The 14,490-nt window shown below is 61.2% G+C and carries 14 protein-coding genes; 6 read left to right on the plus strand and 8 right to left on the minus strand.

Features of this window, described 5'->3' with window-relative positions; translation table 11 throughout:
• Window positions 1-24: 24 nt before the first annotated feature.
• Window positions 25-1,242, plus strand: a complete 1,218-nt coding sequence (locus AC1DQM_RS21580; protein WP_096481218.1) for an MFS transporter — start codon at window positions 25-27, stop codon at window positions 1,240-1,242.
• Here the strand turns inward: AC1DQM_RS21580 and cueR are convergent.
• The 3 genes from cueR to AC1DQM_RS21595 all read right to left on the minus strand — a co-directional run bounded on the left by cueR (window position 1,196) and on the right by AC1DQM_RS21595 (window position 4,477).
• Window positions 1,196-1,609 carry a Cu(I)-responsive transcriptional regulator gene (gene cueR, locus AC1DQM_RS21585; RefSeq protein WP_007940146.1) on the minus strand — a complete coding sequence of 138 codons (414 nt, stop codon included), beginning with the start codon at window positions 1,607-1,609 and terminating at the stop codon, window positions 1,196-1,198. The genes AC1DQM_RS21580 and cueR overlap by 47 nt on opposite strands.
• Window positions 1,606-3,999: a heavy metal translocating P-type ATPase gene (locus AC1DQM_RS21590; protein WP_477746824.1), complete on the minus strand. Its 2,394-nt coding sequence runs from the start codon at window positions 3,997-3,999 to the stop codon at window positions 1,606-1,608. The genes cueR and AC1DQM_RS21590 overlap by 4 nt, the downstream gene beginning before the upstream one ends.
• Window positions 4,000-4,093: 94 nt before the next feature.
• Window positions 4,094-4,477 (minus strand): hypothetical protein, encoded by a 384-nt coding sequence (locus AC1DQM_RS21595; RefSeq protein WP_018928385.1) that lies wholly within the window; start codon window positions 4,475-4,477, stop codon window positions 4,094-4,096.
• A gap of 161 nt (window positions 4,478-4,638) precedes the next feature.
• Between AC1DQM_RS21595 and AC1DQM_RS21600 the strand changes: the two genes are divergently transcribed.
• Window positions 4,639-4,836 (plus strand): heavy-metal-associated domain-containing protein, encoded by a 198-nt coding sequence (locus AC1DQM_RS21600; protein WP_018928384.1) that lies wholly within the window; start codon window positions 4,639-4,641, stop codon window positions 4,834-4,836.
• A gap of 109 nt (window positions 4,837-4,945) precedes the next feature.
• Window positions 4,946-6,142 (plus strand): multidrug effflux MFS transporter, encoded by a 1,197-nt coding sequence (locus AC1DQM_RS21605; RefSeq protein WP_477746825.1) that lies wholly within the window; start codon window positions 4,946-4,948, stop codon window positions 6,140-6,142.
• An 8-nt stretch (window positions 6,143-6,150) separates the two neighbouring features.
• Here AC1DQM_RS21605 and AC1DQM_RS21610 read toward each other — a convergent pair whose 3' ends face one another.
• Window positions 6,151-6,321 carry a hypothetical protein gene (locus AC1DQM_RS21610; protein WP_018928382.1) on the minus strand — a complete coding sequence of 57 codons (171 nt, stop codon included), beginning with the start codon at window positions 6,319-6,321 and terminating at the stop codon, window positions 6,151-6,153.
• A gap of 163 nt (window positions 6,322-6,484) precedes the next feature.
• Complete coding sequence (locus AC1DQM_RS21615; RefSeq protein ID WP_477746826.1) at window positions 6,485-7,498, minus strand: zinc-binding alcohol dehydrogenase family protein; 1,014 nt, start codon at window positions 7,496-7,498, stop codon at window positions 6,485-6,487.
• A 119-nt stretch (window positions 7,499-7,617) separates the two neighbouring features.
• On the opposite strand from AC1DQM_RS21615, the gene AC1DQM_RS21620 reads away from it, so the two are divergent.
• The 3 genes from AC1DQM_RS21620 to AC1DQM_RS21630 all read left to right on the plus strand — a co-directional run bounded on the left by AC1DQM_RS21620 (window position 7,618) and on the right by AC1DQM_RS21630 (window position 11,117).
• Complete coding sequence (locus AC1DQM_RS21620) at window positions 7,618-8,547, plus strand: LysR family transcriptional regulator (RefSeq protein ID WP_477746827.1); 930 nt, start codon at window positions 7,618-7,620, stop codon at window positions 8,545-8,547.
• A 316-nt stretch (window positions 8,548-8,863) separates the two neighbouring features.
• Entirely contained in the window at window positions 8,864-9,598 is a 735-nt protein-coding gene (locus AC1DQM_RS21625) for an ArsR/SmtB family transcription factor (RefSeq protein WP_028940370.1), read from the plus strand.
• 136 nt (window positions 9,599-9,734) lie between these two features.
• On the plus strand, window positions 9,735-11,117 hold the full coding sequence (locus AC1DQM_RS21630; protein ID WP_028940369.1) for an MFS transporter: 1,383 nt from the start codon (window positions 9,735-9,737) through the stop codon (window positions 11,115-11,117).
• Between the two features lie 55 nt (window positions 11,118-11,172).
• Here AC1DQM_RS21630 and AC1DQM_RS21635 read toward each other — a convergent pair whose 3' ends face one another.
• The 3 genes from AC1DQM_RS21635 to AC1DQM_RS21645 all read right to left on the minus strand — a co-directional run bounded on the left by AC1DQM_RS21635 (window position 11,173) and on the right by AC1DQM_RS21645 (window position 14,335).
• Window positions 11,173-12,126 (minus strand): adenosine deaminase, encoded by a 954-nt coding sequence (locus AC1DQM_RS21635; protein WP_019582307.1) that lies wholly within the window; start codon window positions 12,124-12,126, stop codon window positions 11,173-11,175.
• A gap of 81 nt (window positions 12,127-12,207) precedes the next feature.
• Window positions 12,208-13,173 (minus strand): 2-oxoglutarate and iron-dependent oxygenase domain-containing protein, encoded by a 966-nt coding sequence (locus tag AC1DQM_RS21640; protein WP_477746828.1) that lies wholly within the window; start codon window positions 13,171-13,173, stop codon window positions 12,208-12,210.
• A 79-nt stretch (window positions 13,174-13,252) separates the two neighbouring features.
• On the minus strand, window positions 13,253-14,335 hold the full coding sequence (locus tag AC1DQM_RS21645; RefSeq protein WP_305411027.1) for a BMP family ABC transporter substrate-binding protein: 1,083 nt from the start codon (window positions 14,333-14,335) through the stop codon (window positions 13,253-13,255).
• Window positions 14,336-14,490 lie beyond the last annotated feature (155 nt).

Raw genomic sequence — 14,490 nt, forward strand, 5'->3', positions numbered from 1 at the left:
ACCCCGCACACTCAAGGACTGAATGTGAACTCCATCCGCAATGCTCAGTTGATCATCGCCGCCCGGCTGATTTCGGACTTCGGCGCTTTCCTCAACATGGTCGCCCTGGCTACCTACGTCTACCTGCTCAGCAATAGCGCCATGAGCGTCGGCATCTTCCTCGCCAGCCGTGTCGCCGGGGGTATCCTGGCCAGCCTGATCGGTACCCGGTTCTATCGCCGCTGGGCCGGGCGCCTGCCGCTGATTGCCTTCGATCTGCTGCGTGCCGGTTTGCTGGGTCTGCTGCTGGTGCTGCCGGTCAGCCAACAAGCGTTGCTATTGCCGCTGATCGCGTTCGGCCTGGGGTTTGGTAATTCGATGTTCGCCATCGGCCTCAACAGCCAATTGCCGCACCTGATCGAAGAGGCGCAATTACTCAAGACCAACGCCTGGATAACCTCAGCGTCGTCTGCGGCGATGGTCAGCGGGAGTCTGGTGGCTGGGTTGTTGGTGGCGGGATTTGGCTTTGAAACAGTATTTGCATTGAACGTGGTCACGTACCTGCTGGCAGCGCTGCTGATTGTGCCACTGCGGTTTTGCGGACCGGCCCCCAGCTGTGATGAACCTCTTCACAAACAGGGCGAATGGCAGGCCTTGCGCCAGGGTTTGCGCACGGCGCCGGTACTGGCGGCGATGTTGGCCGTCGCCATGGCCGACACCTTGGGCAGCGCCGCGCACAACGTCGGTCTTCCAATCATTTCAAAACTGCTCACACCCGAGTCGGCCAGCACCACCCTGGGCCTGATGCTGGCGGTGTGGGCCTGCGGCAAGTTCATCGGTGCGCGAATCGCCAGTCGCCTGAAAGGCACGGACAACGCGCACCTTGAGCGGCGATTTTTCTTTGGCGTGTTGCTGATGTCCTGCGGTTTCATCCTGACGTTTCAGCAGCAGACCCTGTACGGTTTGCTGCTGTTTTCGTTGCCCGCCGGGATAGGCGACGGGTTCTCGGAGGTTGGCCTGATGTCGCGCCTGCAACGTGAACCGGACAGCCTGCGCCTGCCGATTTTCAGTTTTCTGACGCTGCTGCAAATGACCGGGTTCGGCGTCGGCATGTTGATCGCCGCGCCGTTCTATTCCTGGTGGACACCCGGCGCGGTGGTGCTGTTGTTCCACGGCATTCCCCTCACCCTGTTGCTGGTGGTGAAGGGGCTGGCGCTCAAGAATGAGCGGGTTCGACGCAGCAACCCGAGGCCAGCTCCTTGAGAATCGGGCAGTCCGGGCGGTGGTCGCCGTGGCAGTGTTCTACGAGGTCTTGCAGGGTGTCGCGCAACTGACCAAGTTCGCGAATTTTCTGGTTCAGCTCATCGATGTGCTGACGGGCCAAGGCCTTCACATCGGCACTGGCGCGCTGGCGATCCTGCCAGAGGGTCAGTAGTTTACCGACTTCTTCCAGTGAAAAACCCAAGTCCCGAGAGCGCTTGATGAACGCCAGGGTGTGCAGGTCGTCGTCGCCATAGACCCGGTAGCCACTGTCGGTGCGATGGGCCGCCTTGAGCAGGCCGATGGATTCGTAATAGCGGATCATCTTCGCGCTCAGACCGCTCTGGCGGGCCGCTTGGCCAATGTTCATCGGTTGTCCTCCAGGTCTTTGGGCTTCCAGGTTTTCAACAGTAACGCATTGCTGACCACGCTGACGCTCGACAGCGCCATGGCCGCGCCGGCCAGCACCGGGTTGAGGAAGCCGAATGCCGCCAGTGGCAGGCCGATCAGGTTATAGACGAAGGCCCAGAACAGGTTCTGGCGAATTTTCGCGTAGGTCCTGCGGCTGATCTCCAGCGCCGCCGGCACCAGCCGTGGGTCACCGCGCATCAGAGTGATGCCGGCAGCGTGCATGGCGACATCGGTGCCGCCGCCCATGGCAATGCCGATGTCAGCAGCAGCCAGGGCCGGGGCGTCGTTGATGCCGTCGCCGACCATCGCCACCACGCCGGTTTTTTTCAGGGCGGCGACGGTGGCGGCTTTGTCCGCCGGCAGTACTTCGGCGTGAACATCCTTGATGCCCAGCGCTTGGGCGACGATTTTGGCGCTGCCGCGGTTATCGCCGGTCAGCAGGTGGCTGCTGATATTGCGGGCGCTTAGGCGTTGCACCGCTTGCAGGGCGCCGGGCTTGAGCGTGTCACCGAAGGCGAACAGGCCCAGCACCCGAGGTTCGGGGCTTTGCTCGATCAACCAGGACAGCGTCCGGCCTTCGGTTTCCCAAGCGCTTGCGGAGTCAGCCAATGGTCCGGCATTCAAGCCACTTTCTTCCAGCAAACGCCGATTGCCCAGGGCCAATCGCCGACCATCGAGGCTGCCGGCAATGCCGCGCCCGGTCAGCGATTGACTGTCGCTGACATCGGCCACGGTCAAGCCGCGTTCGGCGCAGGCATCCAGCACCGCCTTGGCCAGCGGGTGCTCACTGCCCCGTTGCAGGGCTCCGGCCATTTGCAGCAAGGCGGCTTCGTCACCCTCGATGGCACTCAAATGTGCGATGCGCGGCGTGCCCGAGGTCAGTGTGCCGGTCTTGTCGAACACCACGGCGCTGACTTCGTGGGCGCGCTCCAGGGCTTCGGCGTCCTTGATCAGAATTCCGTGGTGCGCCGCCACACCGGTGCCTGCCATGATTGCGGTCGGTGTGGCCAACCCAAGCGCACAAGGACAGGCGATCACCAACACCGCGACGGCGTTGATCAATGCAGTTTCCAGCGGCGCGCCATACAGCCACCAACCAACCAGGGTCGCCAGTGCAATCAGCAGCACCACAGGCACGAACACCTGGCTGACTTTATCCACCAGTTTCTGGATCGGCGCTTTCGCCGCCTGCGCGTCTTCGACCAGGCGGATGATCCGCGCCAGCACGGTTTCTGCGCCGAGCGCCATGGTCCGCACCAGCAGCCGACCTTCACCGTTGATCGCACCGCCGGTGACCTTGTCCCCCGGAGCTTTGGGCACCGGCAGGCTTTCGCCGCTAATCAATGCTTCATCGGCGTGGCTCTGGCCTTCCACCACTTCGCCATCCACCGGGAAGCGCTCGCCGGGTTTTACCAGAACCAGATCGTTGAGGCGCAAAGCGCTGATCGCAACCTCCTGCTCGCGGCCGTCGATCACTTGAATGGCTCGCTCCGGACGCAAGGCTTCGAGGGCGCGGATGGCGCTGGCGGTCTGGCGCTTGGCGCGGCTTTCCAGGTATTTGCCCAGCAACACCAAGGCAATCACCACCGCCGAGGCTTCGAAATACAGGTGTGGCATGCGACCGGCAGCGGTGGCCCACTCGTAAACGCTCAAGCCGTAGCCGGCGCTGGTGCCCAGAGCCACCAGCAAATCCATGTTGCCGGCACCGGCGCGCACGGCTTTCCACGCAGCGACATAGAAGCGGGCGCCGAATACGAATTGCACCGGCGTTGCCAGCGCGAACTGCACCCACGCCGGGAGCATCCAGTGCACACCGAAAGGTTGCAGCAGCATCGGCAGCACCAGCGGCAAGGCGAGGGCGATGGCCGCCAGCAAGGCCCAGCGTTCGCGCTGCAGGCGTTGTTGCTGATTATCGGTTTGCGGGTGTTCGACTTCCCAGACGCGGGCGGAATAACCGGCCTTGGTCACGGCGCCGATCAAGGTCTGCGGATCGACCTGGCCGAGCAGCTCAAGGTGCGCCCGTTCGTTGGCCAGGTTGACGCTGACACTCTTCACCCCCGGCACCTTGGTCAGTGCCCGTTCGACGCGGCCGACGCAAGACGCACAGGTCATGCCGTCGATACTCAATTCGAGGGTCTGCTGTGGAACGCTGTAACCAGCCCGCTGCACGGCGTCCATCAAGGCCGGCAGGCTGTCACTGGGCGCCTGCACCCGGGCCTGTTCGGTGGCCAGGTTGACGCTGACGGCCGTGGCGCCGATGACTTTGCTCAAGGCTCGCTCGACACGCCCGGCGCAACTGGCGCAGGTCATGCCGGCAATCGGCAGATCGAAAGTGGTGGATTCGGACATCGGTCACGCTCCCTGTAGAAATTGCCTACAGGATCAACCTTGCCATGCTGGCAAGGTCAAGTGCCATGTCTCAGATCAAAAGATCGCAGCCGACTCAGTATTCCAAAGCCGCAGGCTTGAGGTACATCCCTTCCTGCGTCATCGCAATCCGGAACTTCAACACATCCCCAGCCTTGAGTTTGATGTCCTGCGACCCCGGCGCGAGCATGCCCGGGTTGCAGCCCGGCGCCTGGCCCGGCAGCAGTTTGAGGCGCAGGGACACATTGCCCGGCGGCAGGTTGAACGAGGTGCTCTGTTCCTGGAACAGCCGCCCGGCCAACTGATCCTGGATGTACACGCCGATCTCGCAGGAAGTCGACACTTCCAGGCGCTCGCGGGAAATGATCAGCACGCCGTAGTCCTCCCCGGCGGCTTGAACCGAAGGTGTCGCGGCAAAGAGGCTGAGGAAGCCAAACAGGCTGAGAGCTGACCAGCGCATGGCTGAATCTCCTGATGTCGAGTCATAGATGGACGCAGCTTGGCCGAGCGCGACGCCGATTGCCAGCCCGGCAGCTTGATTCAGAACTTGACCTTGCCATGGTGGCAAGCTCGAGACTGCGCGCAACCCTCATGTAAGGGCTTCATTAAAGGAGACGTCCCATGCAAGTGTTCAACGTTGAAGGCATGTCCTGCGGTCACTGCGTCAAGGCTATCACTGAGGCGCTGCAAGCCAAGGATCCGGCAGCCAGCGTACGCATCGATCTGGCGGCAAAAGAAGTCGGCGTAGAAAGTGTGCTGACAGCCGATCAGGTAATCGCCGCCATCACTGAAGAGGGTTACGGGGTAAAACAGGCCTGAGCTATTTTTAATAGTTAGCGACCTATCGGAATGTTCAAGGCGTCCACGCCCGGCTAGACTGTCAGCCTGCCGATCCATGGCTAACCTGTCTGCCCAACCTGGACGCCTGATGAACCTGCGCACAATCCTGATTCTCGGCGCCTTGAGCGCTTTCGGTCCCCTGGCGATCGATTTCTACCTGCCGGCCTTCCCGGCGATGGCGCTCGCTTTCGGTACCGACGAAAAACACGTTCAACTGACCCTGGCAGCCTATTTCCTAGGGCTGTCCATCGGCCAACTGGCGTACGGCCCGGTGGCGGATCGCTTTGGGCGACGGCTTCCCTTGCTGACCGGTGTCGGTTTATTCACCGTGGCCTCATTGGCCTGTGCTTACGCGCCGAGTCTTGAGTGGCTGATCGGCGCCCGCTTTGTCCAGGCGCTGGGTGGTTGCGCGGGCATGGTGATCGCCCGGGCAGTGGTCAGCGATAAATGCGATGCGGTGGGTTCGGCGAAGGTCTTTTCGCAGTTGATGCTGGTGATGGGCCTGGCGCCGATTCTTGCGCCGATGCTGGGCGGGTTGTTGGTCAACACGACGGGTTGGCAGTCGATCTTTCTCGTGCTGACCGGTTTCAGTGCGCTGGCCGGGTTGGCGGTGGCTCTCGGGCTACCGGAAAGTCTACCGGCCCATGTGCCGCGCCAACCGTTGTCGGGCGCGCTACGCCAGTACGGTCGGTTGCTGGCGGACCCGATATTCCTCGGTCATGCCCTGACCGGTGGTGTCGCCATCGCCGGGATGTTTGCCTACATCGCGGGCTCGCCGTTCGTCTTCATCAAACTCTATGGTGTGCCGGCCGAGCATTTCGGCTGGCTGTTCGGGATCAACGCGGCGGGGTTCATCCTGGTGGCCCAGGTCAATGCCCGGTTGCTGGCGAGACGCGGTCCGGCCTTCTTGCTGGCGCGCACTGTCTGGCTCTACCTGGCGGGCGGCCTGGCCCTGTTGGCGGTCAGCTCGCTGCACCCTGCGCACTTGTGGCCGTTGCTGATTCCGCTTTTTGTCTGCATCGCCAGCCTGGGTTGTATCGTGCCCAACGCCTCGGCCTGCGCGATGAGCGGCCAGGGCGCACGGGCGGGCAGTGCCTCGGCGATGCTCGGTTGCCTGCAATTCAGCGTCGCCGCCGGGGCCGCGGCGCTGGTGGGTGTTTTGCACGATGGCAGTGCCATGCCGATGGCCATGGTCATCAGCCTGTGCGCAATTGTGGTGGTGAGCGTGGCGATGCTCACCCGGCGTTTGCAGAATGCCCGGGCGTTGGAAAAAGCCCAGGCCTGAGGACGGACTCAGCCAGCAGTGCGCTGCTGACGGCCGGGAATCTGATGGGGCGCGAGCAAGCGCGCTTCAAGGGTTTTAGTGAAGGCCAGGGCTTCGGCTTCACTGCGGAACGTCACAGCGTGCTGATCCAGGCGAACCTGCCAGCGGGATGTTGCCAATTCTTTTATCAGGATCTTCATTGCTGAGTTCCTCTTGTGAAAGACGTCTCGCAAAAGACATCACGTAAAAGATTGTTCGCAGAGTTTTCGATTGTAGACCTGAATACGATCGCAATTGTGACAACGATCAACTCTCTGACTGACGGCAAAAGATCGCTGGCGCAGCGATCTTTTGATCTTCGGGTCAGAACCCTTCAAGCACAATCTTGCCCTTGGACTTGCCGCTTTCCAGCCGTTCATGGGCGCGACGCAGGTTGGCGGCGTTGATGGTTCCGAAGTGCTCACCGACCGTGGTTTTCAGTGTGCCGGCATCGATCAGCCCGGCGACGCGGTTGAGCAGTTTGTGCTGCTCGATCATGTCGGCGGTTTCGAACAGCGAGCGGGTGTACATGAACTCCCAGTGCAGCGACAGGCTCTTGCGTTTGAGCTTGGTCACGTCCAGCGCCTTCGGATCATCGATCAGCGCCAGTTTGCCTTGCGGCGCCAATGCCTCCACCAATTGATCCAGGTGTTGGTCAGTCTGGGTCAGGCTGGCAACGTGGGTCACATGCTCGAACCCGGCACGTTTGAGTGCTTCACTCAGCGGCTGACTGTGATCGATCACCTGATCGGCGCCCATGTCACGCACCCAACTCTGGGTTTGGGCACGGGACGCGGTGCCGATGATTTTCAACCCGGTGAGCTGGCTGGCCAATTGCGTGAGGATTGAACCAACGCCCCCGGCGGCACCGACGATCAGCAGGCTCTGGCCCTCATCGGTTTTGCCTTCGCGTATTTGCAGGCGTTCGAACAACAGTTCCCACGCGGTGATGGCGGTCAGCGGCAGGGCGGCGGCTTCGGCGAAACCAAGGGTCTTGGGCATATGGCCGACGATGCGCTCATCCACCAAATGAAGCTCGCTGTTGCCGCCGGCACGGACGATGGAGCCGGCGTAGAACACCTTGTCGCCGGCCTTGAACAAGGTCACTTCGCTGCCAACAGCCTTGACCACTCCCGCCACGTCCCAGCCCAGCACTTTGGCCGCGCCACCTTCAGGCTGCACGTTCTGGCGAATCTTGGTGTCCACCGGGTTGACCGAAATGGCTTTGACCTCCACCAACAGGTCGCGCGGGCCGGTGACCGGTTCTGGCAGTTCGATATCTTGCAGGGATTTTTCGTCGCTGATCGGCAGGGAGGCGAAGTAGGCAATGGCTTTCATAGTGGGATCCTGGGAGAGAGATGATTTCGATGGCACAGATGATTGGTTATTTCTCTGCAAGATAAAACCCGCTAAAAGAGCAGTCTCTTTCAACATTTTTTTGATAATCGGGGCTGAAGATGTTGCGTTTCGATGACTTGCAGTTGTTCGTTCGGGCGGCGGACCTGGGGAGTCTGTCGGCGGCGGCACGGGGGATGGATATGTCGGCGGCGGTGGCCAGCGCGGCGTTGAAGCGCATCGAACTACAACTTGGCGCACGCTTGCTCACCCGCTCTACCCGTAGCCTGCGCCTGACGGCCGAAGGCGAGGGCTTTCTGGAGTACGCCCGGGCCGCCTTGAGCAATCTCGATGAGGGCCGCCGTTTGCTGGCCAGTGGGCAGGATCAGGTCAGTGGGATTCTGCAGCTGTCGGCGCCTTCGGATTTCGGGCGCAACCTGCTGCTGCCATGGCTCGACGAGTTTCAGCGCGAGCATCCGAAACTCACCGTACGGTTGCTGCTGGGCGACCGCATCGCCGACCTGTTCCGCCAACCGGTGGACATCGCCTTGCGTTACGGCGAGCCGGAAGACTCGAGCCTGGTGGCCTTACCCATCGCACCGCAGAACCGCCGCGTGCTGTGTGCTGCGCCGAGTTATCTGGCCCGACATGGCGAACCACGGCAGCTGGAGCAATTGGCGCAGCACAATTGCCTGCTGTTTATGCTCGGTAGCCGGGTCCACGATCACTGGAGTTTTCACGACGGCAAACGCGAGGTGAGCCTGACCGTCAGCGGCGATCGCTTCAGTGACGATGCCGATGTGGTGCGGCTGTGGGCCGTGGCGGGAGCGGGGATTGCGTATAAGTCCTGGCTCGATGTCGCCGCCGATGTGCTCGCCGGCCGCTTGAAAGTGCTGATGCCTGAATTGCTCTGTGAGCGCGCACCGCTGAATTTACTGTGCGCCCATCGCGCGCAATTGAGTAAGCCGGTGAACCTTTTGCGGGAAATGCTTGCCAGCCGATGCGCTCGGATAAGCAGTCAATTTCCGACGATATCGGGTGTCGATCATTAGTCGCAGGCAAATAGCGAAATTTCTGTCAGGAACTATCACCACCAATGGATTCCCGAGGGCAGGAACCGGCGGTTAACCCGCTTATACTAGCGCCCGCCTCATGTACGCGCCGTCGATCTCGCAATGGCGAGTCCACGTTCGAGTCGGTCAGACCCTACGGTCATCACCGGACCTTCGCTGCACCCGCGAAGCAATGGCCTGGGTGAGCGGGTGGCTTTGCCCGGCTTATGGCGGTTTTCGCGTCTTGGCCGAGGACACATTACTGGTCAAGATGTCTCTGAGCAGTAGACGAAACGATTCAACAGGGAGTGAATACATGGAACATGCACCTTGCATCAGCCAGATTGCCACGTTGCTGGCTGACCCAAAGCGCAGCGCAATGATGTGGGCCTTGATGGACGGCACGGCACGGCACACTGAGGAGCTGGCGTTGCTGGCGGGCCTGTCGCCGTCTTCGGCCAGTGCGCATCTGGGGCGCTTGTCCACCGGCGGTCTGTTGAAAGTCGAAACCCGTGGGCGCAAACGGTTTTTCCGGCTTGCCGCGCCCGAAGTCGGCGCCGCGATAGAAGCCCTGGCCAGTGCTACCCTGGCCAGCGCGCCTCGGGATATTCCAGAGGTGTTCAAACGTACGAGTCCTATCGCCAAACCTCAGGCGGCGCCTTCGTCACTGCTACGGGCCAGGCTTTGTGACGACCATCTGGGCGGTACCCTGGCCGCCGATCTTTACCAGCGTCTGCTGGATGCCGGCTGGATCGAGCAGCTCGATCAGCGGGTCATGATCACTCACAAGGGTTCCACGCAATTGGCAGCACGCGGTGTGTTCATCCAGGCGCTGGCCCACCGCAACGGCAGAGTCGCCTGCGCGTGCCCGGACTGGAGCGAAAGACGCCCGCACATGGGTGGTTCCTTGGGGGCGGCCTTGTTGCAACTGTTCATGCAGTCCGGCTGGTTGAGCCTGCCCAGCGATTCGCGAGCCTTGCAGATCACGGCCACGGGGCAACGTGAAATCCATCGTTTCGCCAAGGAAACCGAGCTGGAAATGGCGCTTTAGAGCCATTGGGGGACGATGTCCGGGATTCTGGGCTTCAGGCGTCGTTCAGAGCTGTGGGCAGGTCGTATCCAGCAATAACCCCCAGTCACTATCGCGCACACTCGATCCGGGGACTTTCGGATTGGGGGAAGGTGGCATGGAAACACGAAGCTTCAGCGCGGCAGAACGACTGGAACGGCTGCCCATCAGTGGTTATCACCGCATCATTTTCATCATCATTGCCTTGGCGTTTTTCTTCGACTCCATGGACCTGGCGATGATGACCTTCCTGCTCGGCTCGATCAAAACCGAGTTCGGCCTGAGCACGGCGCAGGCCGGGTTGCTGGCCAGTTCGAGTTTCTTCGGCATGGTGGTGGGTGCCTCGCTGTCCGGCATGCTGGCCGACCGCTTCGGGCGCAAACCGGTGTTCCAGTGGAGCATTGTGTTGTGGGGCATCGCCAGCTACCTGTGTTCCACGGCGCAGAATGTCGAAATGCTGACGTTGTTCCGTATCCTCTTGGGGATCGGCATGGGCATGGAGTTTCCAATTGCGCAGTCGATGCTGTCGGAGCTGATTCCGGCAAAGCGTCGTGGGCGTTACATCGCATTGATGGACGGCTTTTGGCCGCTCGGTTTCGTCGCGGCCGGGGTGCTGTCGTACTTCCTGTTGCCGGTGATTGGCTGGCGCGACATCTTCCTGGTGTTGGCGGTGCCGGCGGTGTTCGTCCTGGCGATTCGTTTTTTCATACCCGAGTCACCGCGATGGCTGGAACAGGCCGGGCATCATGATGCAGCGGACACGGTTTTACACCGCATTGAAGAACGGGTTCGGGCTTCATTGGGCCGTTCGGATCTGCCTGAGCCGATTCGCCTGCCACGGGTGGCGAGTCAACCGGGCAACTTCTTCTCCGCGCTGCGGGAAATCTGGTCGGTGCAATATCGCCGGCGCACGATGATGATCTGGAGCGTGTGGTTCTTCGCCTTGCTGGGTTTCTATGGCCTGACGTCCTGGCTCAGTGCGCTGCTGCAACAGTCGGGTTTCGCCGTGACCCAGTCGGTGTATTACACGGTGCTGATTTCCCTCGGCGGGATTCCCGGGTTCCTCATGGCCGCCTGGCTGGTCGAGCGTTGGGGGCGCAAACCGGTGTGCGTCGTGACCTTGCTCGGCGGCGGGGTGATGGCGTTTCTTTATGGTCAGAGCGCGGTGTTCGGCGGCAACGTCAGCCTGTTGATCACCTCGGGGCTGCTGATGCAGTTCTTCCTGTTCGGCATGTGGGCGGTGCTCTACACCTACACCCCGGAGTTGTACCCGACGTCGGCACGGGCCACGGGCTCGGGGTTCGCTTCGGCCATCGGCCGCGTGGGTTCGCTGCTCGGGCCAATGGTGACCGGGCTGGTATTCCCGATGACGGGGCAGGGCGGGGTGTTTGCGCTGGGGGCGATGTGCTTTGCGATTGCGGCGGCAGTGGTGTGGATCTTCGGGATGGAAACTCGGGGCAAGACATTGGAAGAATTGAGCGAGCCGGTGATCATCAATTAATCACCGAACCTGTGGGAGCGGGCTGGCCCGCTCCCACAGGTTTATCGGGTGACCTTTAAGGTTTCACCAACCGCGCATCCAGGCTGTTCTGCGCCAGACGCTTGGCCTGATCCTGGGTCATGCCCAGATCGGTGTACAGCGCGTGGAAGTTCTCGGTGACATAGCCACCGAAGTACGCCGGGTCATCGGAGTTCACCGTGACCTTCACGCCGCGTTCGAGCATGTCGAGGATGTTGTGCTGGGACATGTGATCGAACACGCAGAGCTTGGTGTTCGACAACGGGCACACCGTCAGCGGGATCTGCTCATCGATGATCCGCTGCATCAAGCGCTCGTCTTCGATGGCGCGCACGCCGTGGTCGATGCGCTGGATTTTCAGCAGGTCGAGGGCTTCCCAGATGTACTCGGGCGGGCCTTCTTCACCGGCGTGGGCCACGGTCAGGAAGCCTTCGTGGCGGGCACGATCAAACACGCGCTGGAACTTGCTCGGCGGGTGGCCCATTTCAGAACTGTCCAGGCCCACGGCCACGAATGCATCACGGAACGGCAGCGCCTGGTCGAGGGTTTTCTGCGCTTCGTCTTCGCTCAAGTGGCGCAGGAAGCTGAGGATCAAACCGCTGGTGATCCCCAGTTGCTGCTCGCCATCTTTCAATGCGGCGGCGATGCCGTTGAGCACCACTTCGAACGGGATGCCACGGTCGGTGTGGGTTTGCGGGTCGAAGAACGGTTCGGTGTGAATCACGTTCTGTTCCTTGCAGCGCAACAGGTAGGCCCAGGTCAGGTCGTAGAAGTCCTGGGAGGTGCGCAGCACATCGGCGCCCTGGTAATACAGGTCGAGAAACTCTTGCAGGTTGTTGAAGGCGTAGGCCTTGCGCAGGGTGTCGACGTCGCTCCACGGCAGGGCGATCTTGTTGCGTTCGGCCAGGGCGAACAGCAGCTCAGGCTCCAGCGAACCTTCCAGGTGCAAGTGCAATTCTGCCTTGGGCAGAGCGTTCAGCCAGTCGTACATTTTTGAAATCTCATCAAGTGCAATGGGGGCATTCTACAGATGCCCGCCGAAACAATGAGTAAAACCTGACCAGCCGGTTCATTACACGGCTTCCTGTTCCCGTCGATAAGCGTAGGTGTCGGCAAAGCGCGAGAGCAAGAATTCGGCGCAAGTGGTGGCTGGATACTTCGCCGGATGCTGTTCGTCCTGGCAACCGGGCAGGCATTCGATGGGGGGGGCGGGGTGTGGCTCGGCAAAGAACGGCATCGAGTACCGATCCACTCCCAGCGGGCTGATCACCCGATGTGGCGTCGACAGGTAACGGTCGTTGCTCCAGCGCGCCATCATGTCGCCGAGGTTGACCACGAACGTGCCTTCGATCGGCGGTGCATCGATCCATTCGCCTTTTACGTTGCGCACTTGCAAACCGCCAGCGGCGTCCTGGTAGAGCAGGGTGATGCAGCCGTAATCGGTGTGGGCGCCGGCGCCTTGCTGATCGCAGGAGCTGGCCGTGTGACGTGGCGGGTAATGAATCATCCGCAGCACGCTGACCGGCTCTTTGAAACGGCTATCGAAGAAGTCACGCTCGATGCCCAATGCCAGGGTCATGGCCCGCAGCAGGGTTTGCGCGAGTGCTTGCATGTCGACGTAGTGTTGCTCCATCAGCGCTTCCCAACCGGGCATCGACGGATGACGGTTGGGCCCGCGCAAGGGTTTTTCCGCCAGCACATCGGGATGATCGGCCGGCAGATGCAGGCCCATGTCGAAGGTTTCTTTCAGGTCGCTGGGTTTGCTCGGGTCGAGTTGTTCGGTGGCGATGGCGCCATAGCCGCGGTGGTGGCGGGTCCGGGTGATGTCGATCTTGAGTTTTTCGGCGGCGGGCAGGGCGAAGAAGCGTTGGGCATGGTCGAGCACAGCCTCGATGCGTGACGGGGCGATCGGGTGGCCCTTGATATAGAAAAAGCCCCATTCGCGGCAGGCGCGGTCGATGTCTGTGGCGACCGATTGCCAGGCTTGAGCGTCATCGCTGTAGAGCGGGGCGATGTCGATGATCGGGAGGTGGTTCATGCGAAGTCCTGCATCCAGCAGATGAGCTGTTATGTGGGAGCGAGCCCGCTCCCACAGGGTTTTGTGTTCCTGGCAGGAATTACTTCGGCATCTCAGCCTTCATGCCTTCCACGTAGTAGTTCATCGACGCCAGTTGTGCATTGGTCGCGCTCACGCCCGCCGGGATTTTCTCCACGCCGGCCTGATCCTTGATCGGCCCGGTGAACGGATGCAACGCGCCGCTCTTGATGTCGGCAATGATCTGCTCGGCTTCGGTTTTCACTGCGGCCGGCACCAGGTTGCTGATGGGCAGCTCAACCGTCCCCTCCTTCAAGCCACCCCAGTAATCCTGGGATTTCCATGTATGGTCGAGCACGCTTTGGGTCGCCTGAATGTAGTGCGGCCCCCAGTCGTTGACGATAGACGTCAACACCGCTTTCGGCCCGAAGTGCGCCATGTCCGATGCATAACCGACTGCATACACGCCACGCCGTTCTGCCGCCTGGATCGGTGCCGGGCTGTCGGTGTGCTGGAACACCACGTCCACGCCCTGATCGATCAGCGCATTGGCGGCGTCGGCTTCCTTGCCCGGATCGAACCAGGAATTGACCCACACCACTTTGATCTCGGTGCCCGGGTTGTACTTGTTCAGCGCCAGCTGGATGGCATTGATGTCGCGGATCACTTCTGGAATCGGGAAGGAAGCGACGTAGCCGATTTTCTTGGTCTTGGTCATCTTCGCCGCAAGGAAACCGCCGACGTAGCGGCCCTCGTAAGTGCGTGCCAGGTAAGTGCCGAGGTTCTTGTCCTGCTTGTAGCCGGTGGCGTGTTCGAAGGTCACCTTGGGAAATTGCTTGGCAACTTTCAGGGTCGGGTTCATGTAGCCGAAAGACGTGGTGAAGATCAGGTCGTACTGGTCCTTGGCCATGTTGCGGATCACCCGCTCGGCATCGGCGCCTTCGGCGACGTTCTCCACGTAGTTGGTGGTGATCTGGTCGCCGAACTTCTCTGCCAGTGCCTTGCGTCCCTGTTCATGCTGATACGTCCAGCCGTGATCACCGATCGGGCCGATATAGACGAAGCCGACTTTCAGCGGGGCGGCAGCACTGGCGGTCAGGCTGGCGCTCAGACCGATGGCTGCGGCGACAGCGCAAAGCAGCTGCTTCAACGGACGTTTGTGCATGAACTGGAACTCCATTTTGTTGTGAGGTGTACCGGGTCAATGCAAATTGCTGACCAACAGGACAACAAAATAAAAAGATCGCAGCCTTCGATACCTCACGCCTCTGTAGGCGCTGCCGAAGACTGCGATCTTTTGATGTTCAATACATCACCGGA

This window comes from Pseudomonas sp. 01L34 (genome assembly GCF_056400265.1).

Coding starts and splice junctions, on each gene's coding strand:
- AC1DQM_RS21635 (WP_019582307.1), bottom strand. CDS start 12,126: ATGTACGACTGGCTGAACGCTCTGCCCAAGGCAGAATTGCACTTGCAC.
- AC1DQM_RS21610 (WP_018928382.1), bottom strand. CDS start 6,321: ATGAAGATCCTGATAAAAGAATTGGCAACATCCCGCTGGCAGGTTCGC.
- AC1DQM_RS21595 (WP_018928385.1), bottom strand. CDS start 4,477: ATGCGCTGGTCAGCTCTCAGCCTGTTTGGCTTCCTCAGCCTCTTTGCC.
- AC1DQM_RS21640 (WP_477746828.1), bottom strand. CDS start 13,173: ATGAACCACCTCCCGATCATCGACATCGCCCCGCTCTACAGCGATGAC.
- AC1DQM_RS21600 (WP_018928384.1), top strand. CDS start 4,639: ATGCAAGTGTTCAACGTTGAAGGCATGTCCTGCGGTCACTGCGTCAAG.
- AC1DQM_RS21620 (WP_477746827.1), top strand. CDS start 7,618: ATGTTGCGTTTCGATGACTTGCAGTTGTTCGTTCGGGCGGCGGACCTG.
- AC1DQM_RS21590 (WP_477746824.1), bottom strand. CDS start 3,999: ATGTCCGAATCCACCACTTTCGATCTGCCGATTGCCGGCATGACCTGC.
- cueR (WP_007940146.1), bottom strand. CDS start 1,609: ATGAACATTGGCCAAGCGGCCCGCCAGAGCGGTCTGAGCGCGAAGATG.
- AC1DQM_RS21625 (WP_028940370.1), top strand. CDS start 8,864: ATGGAACATGCACCTTGCATCAGCCAGATTGCCACGTTGCTGGCTGAC.
- AC1DQM_RS21605 (WP_477746825.1), top strand. CDS start 4,946: ATGAACCTGCGCACAATCCTGATTCTCGGCGCCTTGAGCGCTTTCGGT.
- AC1DQM_RS21645 (WP_305411027.1), bottom strand. CDS start 14,335: ATGCACAAACGTCCGTTGAAGCAGCTGCTTTGCGCTGTCGCCGCAGCC.
- AC1DQM_RS21630 (WP_028940369.1), top strand. CDS start 9,735: ATGGAAACACGAAGCTTCAGCGCGGCAGAACGACTGGAACGGCTGCCC.
- AC1DQM_RS21615 (WP_477746826.1), bottom strand. CDS start 7,498: ATGAAAGCCATTGCCTACTTCGCCTCCCTGCCGATCAGCGACGAAAAA.